We start from the raw sequence: 11,592 nt of genomic DNA, 5'->3' as shown, positions 1-11,592 counted from the left end.
TTGCCGAATGCTATCTCTGCCTTGCCGAATGCTTTCTTTCCTGATGTCACTCTCCGAGGTTCTTTTACCGGACAGACGGAACGCCCGGGTTCGCCCCGCGGTTGCACGCCTGACGTCCAGTAGATGAAAAACCACACGTCACGGACCAATGTCGCCCACGTTTGGCCGACTTGCGTGCGATGCTATACCTATGGTCACTTCTGCACACCCGCTCGGGCCTCACCACCACGGTGGCAAAGATGAGGTCCTCGCCCAACGTATGGCGGCGCATGACCGCCTTGCCCACCAATCTCAGGTCGTTCTGCGGCTCGGACAGATGCTGCTCTCTTTCGGGGCGAGCGCCTATCGCGTGAAGAAATCCATGGCGGACGTCGCGCGCGCCGTCGGCATTTCTGAGCACCGCGCTCAGGTCACTTACACGGAGATCATCACGACGGCGTACGCACACGGCACGTTCCGCACTGAGCTGGCCGAGCAACGCCTCATGGGTGTCAACGCCGACAAGATCGACCGCATCAACAACTACGTTGCCTCCCTCAACGGCAAGTCTGCGCGCGTCGAGGACGTGTCCGACGAGCTCGACAAGATCGCACGCGTGCCCGGCCTCTACGACTGGTTCTCCAACGCGCTTGCCTCAGGCCTCGCCTGTGCGGCGTTCGCATTCCTCAATGGCGGGGGATGGGTCGAGTGCTCTGCTGTCGCCGTCGCCTCGTTCTTCGGACAAGCGCTGCGCCGCCAGATGCTCGTCCGCCACATGAACCACTTCGGCGTGTGGATGGCCTGTGGTGCTCTCGCCGCGATGATCTACATTTTGTTGGTCGCACCGGCTCAGCAATTCCTCGGTATTGAATCGACGCACCAGGCCGGCTTTATTTCCGCGCTGCTCTTCCTGGTCCCTGGCTTCCCGCTGGTGACTGGCTTGATCGATTTGGTGCGACAAGACTTCCAAGGCGGAGTCGGTCGCCTCGTGTACGTGACGATGCTCGTCATGTCAGCGGGTGTGGCTGTCTGGGCGATCTCGGCTGTCTTCGGTTGGTCGGTGACGCCTGAGTATGGCGTTTCGCTCGTTCCATGGCTGCACTACATTCTGCGCTTCCTCGCCAGCTTCGTTGCAGCGTACGGGTTTGCGATGCTCTTCAATTCACCGCAACGCGTGTGTGCGACGGCCGCACTCATCGGTGCCGTTATCAACACTGCTCGCATCGCCCTGCACCTGGAACTTGGCGTTCCTGCCCCTGCTGCCGTCGGCCTCGCCGCGCTCGCAGCTGGCCTTCTCGCCGTCTTCGTGGCCCGCAGGACGCGCTTCTCGCGCGTGACCCTGTCCGTGCCTGCTGTCGTCATCATGATCCCCGGTGTGCCGCTCTATCGTGCTCTGACCTACCTGAACAACCAGCAGATCGACGACGCGCTCGCCGCGCTCTTCACGGTCATGTTCACGATCGTCGCGATCGGCATGGGCCTCGCGCTCTCCCGTATGCTGACGGATAAGAACTGGCTCGTCGAAAAGCAAGAACGAGTCCCGAACCTGTGGGAGTACGAGGAGGAGAACGCATGAAGTTCGAGATTGAAGCAAGCCTGAAGCCGCCGTCGTTCGAGGTTGAGTACGAGATCGACCGCGACGAGATTCGCGCCGTCGGACGCAACATCGCGATCGTGTGCGTGGCGGCTGTGACCGCTCGAGTGCTCGTCGCGCTGATTTCACGCTGACGCTCATTCATCGACGAGGCCGTGGCCGGGAAACCGGTCGCGGCCTCGTCGCGTGTCCGTGCCCCGCCAGGTTTACGCCTGGCTGTGCCCCACCAGGTTTACGGCTGTAGCGCGAGCAGCGGCCCCCGGCCGGGCTGATTTGTGTGCCCGTGGGCGGCGGCCCGCCCGCGAGATCGCCACACGCGAGCCTGACGGCTCGGAGTGGTCGATCTCGAAGCCCGGCCAGGCCCCGCCACCGCCCACGGGCACCGCAGCCAGGCCTCACAAGCGCCGTGTCTATCTCCAACCAGGTGGGGCGGTGCAGTCAGGCCTCGCAGGCCGCGTGTTGGCTTTTTGATTACCTGACCCCGGCGTCGCCTACGGGTACCGCAGGCCGCGCGCCCTTGAGAGCTTTGCGGTGGCCTTGATGGTTTGAGGGGACGACAAGGAGGCACACGAATGGGGCCGACCTGTGCAGGTCGGCCCCATTCGCACGGGCGGGGGAGGATGGGGGGGATCCCCGCCCGTTCGCAAGGCTGCAGGGTCTTTGGGTGGTGTGGAGGTGACCCCGCTGCCAACGTCTCTACATGCCGCCCAGGATCTGAGCGACGACGATCTTTCCGACCATGGCGACCGGGTAGACCAGGGCGTAGCCCAGCGCCACACGCGGATCGGAGTTGGTCCGGCCGTTCGCGAAGGCCAGAACCGCGGGCTGCGTCTGCGCGCCGCCGAGTAGGCCGGCGAGCTTCGTGCCGCCCATCTTGAACACCCATCGCATGGTGATGTACAAGCCGATAGCCATGGTCGACGTGATGATCGCGCCGAGGATGAAGATGTTGACCCACGCGCCTGAGGTGAAGGCCTCGAGGATCTGGCCGCCAGCCTTCGCGCCCGCCTGGGCGAGGAAGATCAGCAGGCCGAGCTCGGCGATAACCTGGCAGGTGGTGAAGGGCAGGGCCGTCGCGATGGGGCCGATACGGCCCAGGCGGCCGAAGATGAGGCCGACGATGAGGGTGCCGGCGGCGGAGCCGATCGAGAAGTAGTCGCCGGATGGGGTCAAGATCGGCAGCTCGCCGATTGCAATGCCAATGGCCATGCCCAGGCCCAGGGCGATCGGGTTGAGGTCGGTGAGGCCATGCGAGGAGTCACCAAAGAACTTGGTGATCTCAGCCATCTTCGAGGTGGGGGCGACGACGCGTACGCGGTCACCCTCCTGGAGGACGAGGCCGGGCTCGGCGACCATGTCGACGTCGCCGCGGCGCACGCGGGAGATTGTCGCGGAGAACTGCTTGGCCAGACCCAGGGAGGCCACCGTTCGGCCGGAGACCTTGGGGTTGGAGATCGTCATGCGGCGGAAGTCCAGGTAGGTGCGGTCCTGCATGAGCGAATGGGACGACGCGTGGCCCAGTTCGGTAGCAGCGCGGGCGACGAGCTCGCGGGGGCCGACGACGGTCACGAGGTCGCCGGGATCAAGGGTGTCGGACATCTGCGGACGGGTGATCGGGCCGGTCTCGCCGCGGCGCAGACGGGAGAAGGACACCTTCTCGCCGAGCTTCTCGTAGATGTCACCAACAAAGGGGTGGTCGTCGCGCTCCACGCGAATCGTGCGGTTTGACAGGGGAGAGGGAGCGTCCTTGTCATTGCGGCCGTAGTGGAGGGCTGCCATGGAAGCAGCGAGCATGCCGATGACGCCGAAGAGGTAGGCGATCGAGTAGCCGACCGTGGCCGTCGCGGGGTCACCGCTGGCCTCGCCGGCGGCAGCCAGGGCAGGGGTGTTCGTCACGGCGCCCGCGAAGGTACCGGCGATCAGGGGCACGGACATGCCCATGGCCTTGCCGACGTACAAGCCCAGCGTGGCGGCAATGCCGTAGAAGGCGACCATCGCCAGGATCGGGCCGACTGCCGTCTTGAGGTTGTGGAAGAAGGAAGCACCAGAATTAATGCCGATCGCAAAGGTAAAGAGCGTCAGGCCCAGCGTGCCCAGCTGCTTGGTCACCTGCAGTTCGATCCCGTTGGACTGGGACCAGGCTGCCATGACGATGGCGAAAAAGAGAACGGCAGCGGCGCCCAAGCCGATGCCCTTGATCTTGACTTTGCCGAAGGCCATGCCGATGCCGATAAGGAGGAACAGGAACAGCACTGGCTGCTCGTGCAGTATCTCGAAGACCTTGACCACGATGTAATCTCCGTGCGTGTATTGATGGTGTGTGCTACGAATCAATTAAACCAGTTTCAGGTGCTGTGTCTCTCAGTCCATCGTCCTAGATGGAGCGGGCATACGGAAGGTCCGCACAATGAGATAGTCAAGAGCGCTTGGCGGTGTCGAGTTACGGTATTAGCATGCTCGACGTTCGTGAGATTGGAATCCGCGCCCTGGTCCTGGTACCCGGGCGTGCGATGCCTGCCGCGTAACGAGAGGATGGATCGCACGCCTATTCCCCGCATCCGCGCCAATGCGCGGAATTGACGGGGGTTTTTCTTTGAGACGGTCCCAACGATTGAGAGGACGAATGGTGAGCGACGCGAGTACCACCACCCGAATGACCGGAGCCGAGGCTATTGTGGCGAGCCTCGAGGCCCTGGGCGTGACCGACGTGTTCGGTATGCCCGGCGGCGCAATTCTGCCGACCTACGACCCCCTGATGGCGTCGACGGCAATTCGTCACATTTTGGTTCGACATGAGCAGGGAGCGGGCCACGCTGCCGAGGGTTATGCGCTTGCCACCGGCAAGGTCGGCTGCGCGCTGGTTACCTCCGGCCCCGGCGCGACGAACGTGCTGACCGCCCTGGGCGACGCCTGCATGGACTCCGTGCCGATCGTTGTGATCTCCGGTCAGGTTGGCGCTTCCCTGATCGGCACCGATGCCTTCCAGGAAGCGGACGTCGTTGGCGCGTCCATGCCGATTACGAAGCACTCTTTCCTGGTCACCGACCCTCAGGACATTCCCGCCCGCCTCGCTGAGGCCTTCCATCTGGCTGGCACCGGCCGCCCCGGCCCCGTGCTCGTGGACGTCACTAAGTCCGCGCAGGTAGCAGAGATGGACTTCTCCTGGCCCCCGGCCCTGGACCTGCCCGGCTACAAGGTTGCCGACCGTCCGAACATGAAGCAGGTGCGTGCCGCGGCCCGCGCGATCGTCGAGGCCCAGGCCCCCGTGCTCTACGTCGGCGGCGGCGTTGTGCGCGGTGGCGCGACGCAGGCCCTGGCCGACCTGGTCGAGGTCACGAACGCCCCCGTTGTCACCACCCTGACCGCTCGCGGGGCCTTCCCCGACTCGGATCGTCACAACCTGGGCATGCCCGGCATGCACGGTACGGTCGCGGCCGTCGGCGCCCTGCAGCGCGCTGACCTGATCGTGGCCCTCGGCGCTCGTTTCGATGACCGCGTCACCGGCCGCCTGGATTCTTTCGCGCCGCGCGCCACCGTCGTGCACATCGACATCGACGCCGCTGAGATCTCGAAGAACCGCTACGCGGACATTCCGATCGTCGCGGACCTGGCGACCGCCCTGCCGATCCTCACCGCAGAAATCGCCCAGGCCTCGTCGGAGGGCACCGAGGACATCTCCGGCTGGTGGCGCTACCTGGACCGCCTGCGTTCCAAGTACCCGATTGGCTGGGCCGCGCCCGAAGACGGGATGATGGCTCCCCAGGAAGTTCTCAAGAAGCTTTCCGACAAGGTCGGCCCCGACGCGATCTACGTCACCGGCGTCGGCCAGCACCAGATGTGGGCATCGCAGTTCATCACGCTGGACAACCCGCGCAGCTTCATCTCCTCCTCCGGTGCGGGCACGATGGGCTACTGCATCCCCTCGGCCATGGGCGCCCAGGTCGGCGCCCCCGACAAGGTCGTGTGGGCGATCGACGGCGACGGCTCCTTCCAGATGACCAACCAGGAGCTGGCCACCTGCACGATCAACAACATCCCGATCAAGGTCGCCCTCATCAACAATTCCGTGCTGGGCATGGTGCGCCAGTGGCAGTCGCTCTTCTTCGGCAAGCGCTACTCGAACACGACGCTCAACCCGGTCGAGGGCGAGCAGATCCCCAACTTCGAGATGCTGGCCCAGGCGTACGGCATGGCCGCGCGCACGGTCCGCTCCATCGACGAAGTCGACGAGGCCATCGAATGGGCCATGTCGATCAATGACCGCCCCGTCCTCATTGACTTCCGAGTCTCCAAGGACTCGATGGTGTGGCCGATGGTCGCCGCGGGCGTCTCCAACGATGAGATTCGTTACGCCAAGGGCATGGCGCCCGACTGGGAGGTGGAAGACTGATGACGAACCGTCACACTCTGGCCGTGTTGGTCGAAAACAAGCCCGGCGTGCTGACCCGCGTCGCCGCTCTTTTCGCCCGTCGTGCCTTTAACATCAAGTCGCTGGCAGTGGGAGAGACCGAACACCCCGAGATCTCCCGCATGACCATCATCGTGGACGCAGACTCCGCGCCCATCGAGCAGGTCGTGAAGCAACTCAACAAGCTCATCAACGTCCTCAAGGTCGTCGAGCTCGAACCCGAAGACTCCGTCGAACGGCGCCTGCTGCTCATGAAGGTCCAGGCCGACGAAACCCGTCGCACCTCGGTCCTGCAGATCGTGGACCTGTTCCGCGCGCACGTCGTCGACGTTCAACCCGAGTCGGTCGTCATCGAATCGATCGGCTCCCTATCCAAGCTGGAGGCGCTGCTGCGGGCCCTGGAGCCCTACGGCGTCACCGAACTCGTCCAGTCGGGCGCCGTGGCCATCGGCCGCGGGTCGCGCTCGATCACGGATCAACTGAAGGAGAAATGAAAATGGCAGAAATCATCTACGACGACGGCGCAGACCTGTCGCTGATCCAGTCCAAGAAGGTCGCCATCATCGGTTACGGTTCGCAGGGTCACGCGCACGCGCTGAACCTGAAGGATTCCGGAGTTGACGTGGTCGTTGGCCTGCGCCCCGGTTCGTCCTCCTGGGCCAAGGCTGAGGCCGCCGGCCTGGAGGTCAAGGACGTGGCCGAGGCCGTCGCCGAGGGCGACGTCGTCTCCGTGCTGCTGCCCGACCAGGTCCAGCGCTACGTCTACGCCGAGCAGATTGCCCCCAACCTGAAGGAAGGCGCCGCCCTCCTCTTCGCACACGGCTTCAACATCCGCTACGGCTACATCGAGGTCCCCGAGGGCCACGACGTCATCATGGTCGCCCCCAAGGGCCCCGGTCACAAGGTCCGCGAGACCTACGTGCAGGGCAAGGGCACCCCGGACGTCGTCGCCGTCGAGGTGGATGCCTCCGGCAAGGCCTGGGAGCTGGCTCTGTCCTATGCGAAGGGCATCGGCGGCACCCGCGCCGGCGTCATCAAGACGACCTTCACCGAGGAGACCGAGACCGACCTGTTCGGCGAGCAGGCCGTCCTGTGCGGTGGCGTCTCCCACCTGATCCAGGCCGGCTTTGAGACCCTGGTCGAGGCTGGTTACCAGCCTGAGATCGCCTACTTCGAGGTCTGCCACGAGATGAAGCAGATCGTCGACCTCATTAACGAGGGCGGCATCACGAAGCAGCGTTGGTCCTGCTCCGACACCGCCGAGTACGGCGACTACGTCTCCGGCCCGCGCGTCATTGGCGAGTCCTCCAAGGAGGCCATGAAGGCTGTCCTGGCCGACATTCAGGACGGCACCTTCGCCCGCAAGTTCATTGCGGACCAGGATAACGGCGCTCTCGAGTTCAAGGCGCTGCGCGCCGAGGAAGAGGCCCACCCGATCGAGAAGACCGGCCAGAAGCTGCGCAAGGCCTTCGGTTGGACCGACTCCGATGCGGACTACACCGAGGGCAGCGCCGCGCGCTGATCTCGCTGTCCATTTCGGATAGACCCAAGCCCCGGCCTCGTTCCCACGCATATGGGACGAGGTCGGGGCTCTTTTGTGCTCAAAGGCGCGGGTGACGTTCGACTGTGTTCCCGCGAGGGTTAGTTCGCCGCCGCTTCGTCGGAGCCGTTCGTCCACGGAAGGGAGGCAGGGGAGAGTGCAGAGGCGTTCGAAACGGTGGAGATCGGTGCAACGATCACGAGGGAGGCGACGGCGGCCGAGGTGACGCGTGTCAGAGTTCGACGGGAGGGGCGCACGGTAATTCCTTGCTGTGAAAGACTGATTGACAGCATCAGTTTATTAGTAAGTACTTTCTGAGCAACTCTTTGTGATGTCTTGCATTGGCTGCCGGAGTTGTCTGTGTCTGCGTCAATGGTTCTCGTCGCAGCCTCCTGGGTAAAATCGGGGTATGGCTGCTCAGGGGGCGGATGTGTCCACCCGGCTCAAGATCCTGTTCGTCATCAATGACCTCTATACGCGCGGTAACGGGCTTGCTGCCTCCGCGCGCCGGACGATCTCGCTGTTGCGAGAGCGCGGGCACGATGTTCGCGTGCTGTCTGCTCCTCCGCGTCATGGTGATGATTGTGGTGTTGGTGTGCCTGATTATCCGCTTCCGCACCTTCGTATCCCGCTTGTGGCGCCGCTCATTGCCTCTCAGGGCTACGCCTTTGCCCGTTCGGATCGTCGCCAGGTTGACCGGGCACTCGACTGGGCGGACGTGGTGCATCTGGAAGAGCCGTTTATGCTGCAGGCTTTCGTTGCTCGGCGTGCGCGCGCTCGTGGAGTGCCAGCTCTGGCGACCTATCACATTCATCCGGAAAACCTGACGGCTTCCGTGTATCTCGACCGTTGCCCCCTCCTGAATCGGGTGATCCTCGAGGTGTGGAAGTGCTTCATCTTCAATCGCTGTGACCTCATTCAATGTCCCTCGCAGTCCGTGTATGACCGCGTGTTGCGGCTGCGTGTGCGCCCGTCTCTTCTGCTTGTGTCAAACGGTGTGCCGCTCGATGGGGCGGTGGGTGGTGATGGTCGTCAGGTGGGGGAATCTTGCCTCATTCGGATCCTCGCGGTTGGGAGGTTCTCGCGCGAAAAAGACCAGGCGACCATCCTGCGCGCTTTGCGCCATAGTGCTCATGCGCGCTCGATTCAGCTGACTCTTGCTGGGCGTGGTCCGACTGAACGCTCCCTGCGTGCCTCGGCTCGGCGTCTCTTGCGGAGCAACGTGATCGCTCATCCGGTCCGTTTTGCTTTCTTGAGTGCGGATGAGCTCGTCCGTGAGGTGTCGAGCTCTGACCTGTATGTGCATGCGGCGCGCATTGAAGTTGAAGGGCTGAGTGCCCTGGAGGTGCTGCGATATGGTGTCGTGCCCATCATTGCTCGCGGTCCGTTGACGGCGACCAGTCAATTTGCCCTGAGCGAGGACAGTGTGTACGAGGCCGGGGATGCTCGTGCGCTCGCTCGTGCGATTGACAGCTGGGTTGAACGGGGGAGTGCGGCGCGTGCGCGCGAAGCGCGTCGCTATGTGGCGGTTGGCGCGCGATATGACATTCGTGAGTGCATCGATCGGCTGGAAGAGTCTTATTCTCGGTTAGTTTCTGAGGTTGTGTCGCGCGGGTAGGGGTGTGTCAGATTGTCTTCCATCTGCGTGGTTTGGTGGTAATTAAGATGGGAAGCGTGTGACACCCTTCTTGTATAAGTGGTTAGTCTGCATCTATATTTCTATGATGAATCGTGCGGAGGGTGAGTGACAGCTCATTCACCGCAGATTGACACCCCTCCCCGGAAAGACCAACGATGACCCTCCGCCACTACGGGCGAGCCCTCGCGGCAGCCATGGGAGCCGCGCTGCTATGCGCGAGCCTCGCCGCCCCCTCTCTGGCCGCCCCCACCAGTGACACCGACGACGCAGCCGTCACCACGGCCTCGGCAATTGACGACGAGTCAGCCCCGATCAGCGTTGTCGCCACGCGCACCGACACAGTCGGCGACACCGTCTACGCCGGTGATGTCGTGACCGTGACCTTCACCTACACGAACAACACGGACAGCACCCTCACCGTCTTCCCCACGGCCTCGAACCTGAGCGGAGTCCTGACGACCGGCGCCCCCAACTGCCGCTGGCACAACCTCGCCGCCCACACGACCAAGTCCTGCACCTCGGCCACACACACCGTGACCGCCGAGGACGTTGCGGCCGGCACCTTCACCCCCAGCGCCACCTGGGCCGCCACCCGTGACCGCAACGGTACCGACGTCATCGCCGGAGACTTCGTCGCCGCCACCGACCCGATCACCGTCGCTGCCGGCACGCGCCCCGTCGCGCCCGACCCGCTCGAGACGCCTCAGGACTACGCGATCGGCGACAAGGTTCGCCTGGCCTCCCCGGGCCTGGCCGGCTTCAACTGCCACCGCATCCCCGCGCTGACCACCGCCACCAACGGCTGGATTATCGCGGCCTGGGACGGGCGCCCCGACACCTGCCAGGATGCGCCCCAGGCCAACTCCATCGTCTACCGCATCTCCAAGGACGGCGGTAAGTCCTGGACACCCATCATGACCGCACTGGCCGGCACCCCCGGCGCCGCGAAGATCGGCTACTCCGACCCCTCCTTCGTCGTGGATCGCACGACCGGCACGATCTTCATGTTCTCGGTCAAGTCCTACGACGTGGGCCTCTTCCAGTCCCACCTGGGCACCGACCCCGCCGCGCGCAATATCCTGCACGCCCACGTCGTCGAATCCCACGACAACGGCATGACCTGGGAAAACCCCCGCACCATCACCGACCAGGTGACGACCGGCTACGAGGGCCAGTGGTTCACCCGCTTCGCTTCCTCCGGTGAAGGTATCCAGCTGCGCTATGGCGCCCACGCCGGCCGCCTCATCCAGCAGTACGCCGTCGCCAACTCCGGCACGACCTCGCTCATGGCCGTCTCCGTCTACTCAGACGACCACGGCGCGACCTGGAAGCCCGGCGAGCCCACCGAAGGCAGCGCGGACGAAAACAAGGTCGTCGAGCTCTCCGACGGGCGCCTGCTCCTCAACTCGCGCACACAGGGCACTGCCGGCCAGCGCCTCGAATCAATCTCCTACGACGGCGGCCAGACCTGGGGCCCCTTCCGCCACAACTGGGACCTGACCGACCCGCGTAACAACGCCTCGATCATCCGCGCCTACCCGGATGCCCCCGAGGGCTCCGCGCGCGCCCGCGTCCTGCTCTTCTCCAACGCTGACTCCTCCTCGGCCCGCGCCAACGGAACGATTCGCGTGTCCTACGACGACGGCTTCACCTGGAACGACGGAGTCGTCTTCGAGAGCGGCGACATGGCCTACTCGACCCTGCACGCCCTGCCTGACGGCACGTGGGGCCTGCTCTACGAGTCCGGTGGCTACAAGAACATCGAGTTCATGCGCGTGGACGCCGCCTACCTGTACCTGAGCGACCCGGGCGAGGACCCCGCCCCGACGCCGGAGCCCACCCCGGACCCGACTCCGGACCCGCAACCCACCCCGGATCCCACGCCTGCGGTGACCCCCGCGCACTGGGTCAACACCGGGTCGGGCTGGAAGTGGCAGCTGGAGGACTCCACCTTCGCGATGAACCAGACCATCACGATCGGCGAGTCCACCTACCGTTTCGGCGCTGACGGATACATGGTCACCGGCTGGGATAACGCCGACGGCGTGTGGAGCTACTACAACGCCTACGGCGCTCGCGTCAGCGGCTGGGTTGGCTCGGGTGGCTCCTGGTACTACATCGATCCCGCCACCGGTGCCATGGCGACCGGCTGGGTCCAGGTCGGCCCCACCTGGTACCTCTTCTCGGCCTCCGGCCAGATGCTCACCGGCTGGCAGTACGCGGGTGCCTGGTACTACCTGGCCCCCTCGGGCGCGATGGCCACAGGCTGGCAGAACATCGGTATCACCTGGTACTACTTTGGCGAGGACGGCCAGATGGCCACCGGCTGGACGATGATCTCGGGACGCTGGTACTACTTCGCCTCCTCGGGGGCGTGGGTCTGACCCATCCGTGACGTGGCCGAGGCCTGGGGCGTGAGCGCGCTCCCGGCC

Annotated in this window: 9 protein-coding genes; 7 read left to right on the top strand and 2 right to left on the bottom strand. The window is 64.5% G+C overall.

The window, feature by feature from the left end; genetic code table 11:
- The first annotated feature begins 259 nt into the window (after positions 1–259).
- Positions 260–1,555, top strand: coding sequence for a threonine/serine exporter ThrE family protein (locus O3669_RS03140; RefSeq protein WP_371523602.1), 1,296 nt, complete (start codon positions 260–262; stop codon positions 1,553–1,555).
- Positions 1,552–1,707 carry a hypothetical protein gene (locus tag O3669_RS03135; protein WP_198015654.1) on the top strand — a complete coding sequence of 52 codons (156 nt, stop codon included), beginning with the start codon at positions 1,552–1,554 and terminating at the stop codon, positions 1,705–1,707. Before O3669_RS03140 ends, O3669_RS03135 begins: the two co-directional genes overlap by 4 nt.
- Positions 1,708–2,269: 562 nt before the next feature.
- Here the strand turns inward: O3669_RS03135 and O3669_RS03130 are convergent.
- Positions 2,270–3,862 (bottom strand): aspartate:alanine exchanger family transporter, encoded by a 1,593-nt coding sequence (locus O3669_RS03130; protein WP_295920653.1) that lies wholly within the window; start codon positions 3,860–3,862, stop codon positions 2,270–2,272.
- Positions 3,863–4,196: 334 nt separating this feature from the next.
- Between O3669_RS03130 and O3669_RS03125 the strand changes: the two genes are divergently transcribed.
- From O3669_RS03125 to ilvC, 3 genes are read left to right on the top strand one after another with little or no spacing between them, the layout of a single operon-like run.
- The gene (locus O3669_RS03125; RefSeq protein WP_315284126.1) at positions 4,197–5,963 is read left to right on the top strand and encodes an acetolactate synthase large subunit; all 1,767 of its coding nucleotides are present in this window, start codon (positions 4,197–4,199) and stop codon (positions 5,961–5,963) included.
- On the top strand, positions 5,963–6,475 hold the full coding sequence (gene ilvN, locus O3669_RS03120) for an acetolactate synthase small subunit (RefSeq protein ID WP_314769873.1): 513 nt from the start codon (positions 5,963–5,965) through the stop codon (positions 6,473–6,475). The genes O3669_RS03125 and ilvN overlap by 1 nt, the downstream gene beginning before the upstream one ends.
- Positions 6,476–6,477: 2 nt before the next feature.
- Positions 6,478–7,503, top strand: a complete 1,026-nt coding sequence (ilvC, locus tag O3669_RS03115; RefSeq protein WP_295920658.1) for a ketol-acid reductoisomerase — start codon at positions 6,478–6,480, stop codon at positions 7,501–7,503.
- 119 nt (positions 7,504–7,622) lie between these two features.
- Here ilvC and O3669_RS03110 read toward each other — a convergent pair whose 3' ends face one another.
- Entirely contained in the window at positions 7,623–7,778 is a 156-nt protein-coding gene (locus O3669_RS03110) for a hypothetical protein (protein WP_371523597.1), read from the bottom strand.
- A gap of 152 nt (positions 7,779–7,930) precedes the next feature.
- Here O3669_RS03110 and O3669_RS03105 point away from each other — a divergent pair, with 152 nt between their 5' ends.
- Together O3669_RS03105 and O3669_RS03100 are read left to right on the top strand one after the other, a co-directional pair.
- Positions 7,931–9,139 carry a glycosyltransferase gene (locus tag O3669_RS03105; protein WP_371523596.1) on the top strand — a complete coding sequence of 403 codons (1,209 nt, stop codon included), beginning with the start codon at positions 7,931–7,933 and terminating at the stop codon, positions 9,137–9,139.
- A 176-nt stretch (positions 9,140–9,315) separates the two neighbouring features.
- Positions 9,316–11,544 (top strand): exo-alpha-sialidase, encoded by a 2,229-nt coding sequence (locus O3669_RS03100; RefSeq protein WP_371523595.1) that lies wholly within the window; start codon positions 9,316–9,318, stop codon positions 11,542–11,544.
- The last annotated feature ends 48 nt before the right edge of the window (positions 11,545–11,592 follow it).

The organism is Pauljensenia sp. 20925_1_34, assembly GCF_041432775.1.
In the GTDB taxonomy this organism is placed as follows: Bacteria; Actinomycetota; Actinomycetes; order Actinomycetales; family Actinomycetaceae; genus Pauljensenia.
The sequence above is the reverse complement of the archived record's forward strand: the minus strand, read 5'-3'. Positions and strand labels throughout refer to the sequence as shown.

What these genes read in the sequence shown, in the direction of transcription:
- O3669_RS03140 (WP_371523602.1), top strand. Translation starts at nt 260, where the DNA reads ATGGCGGCGCATGACCGCCTTGCCCACCAATCTCAGGTCGTTCTGCGG.
- O3669_RS03135 (WP_198015654.1), top strand. Translation starts at nt 1,552, where the DNA reads ATGAAGTTCGAGATTGAAGCAAGCCTGAAGCCGCCGTCGTTCGAGGTT.
- O3669_RS03125 (WP_315284126.1), top strand. Translation starts at nt 4,197, where the DNA reads ATGGTGAGCGACGCGAGTACCACCACCCGAATGACCGGAGCCGAGGCT.
- ilvN (WP_314769873.1), top strand. Translation starts at nt 5,963, where the DNA reads ATGACGAACCGTCACACTCTGGCCGTGTTGGTCGAAAACAAGCCCGGC.
- ilvC (WP_295920658.1), top strand. Translation starts at nt 6,478, where the DNA reads ATGGCAGAAATCATCTACGACGACGGCGCAGACCTGTCGCTGATCCAG.
- O3669_RS03105 (WP_371523596.1), top strand. Translation starts at nt 7,931, where the DNA reads ATGGCTGCTCAGGGGGCGGATGTGTCCACCCGGCTCAAGATCCTGTTC.
- O3669_RS03100 (WP_371523595.1), top strand. Translation starts at nt 9,316, where the DNA reads ATGACCCTCCGCCACTACGGGCGAGCCCTCGCGGCAGCCATGGGAGCC.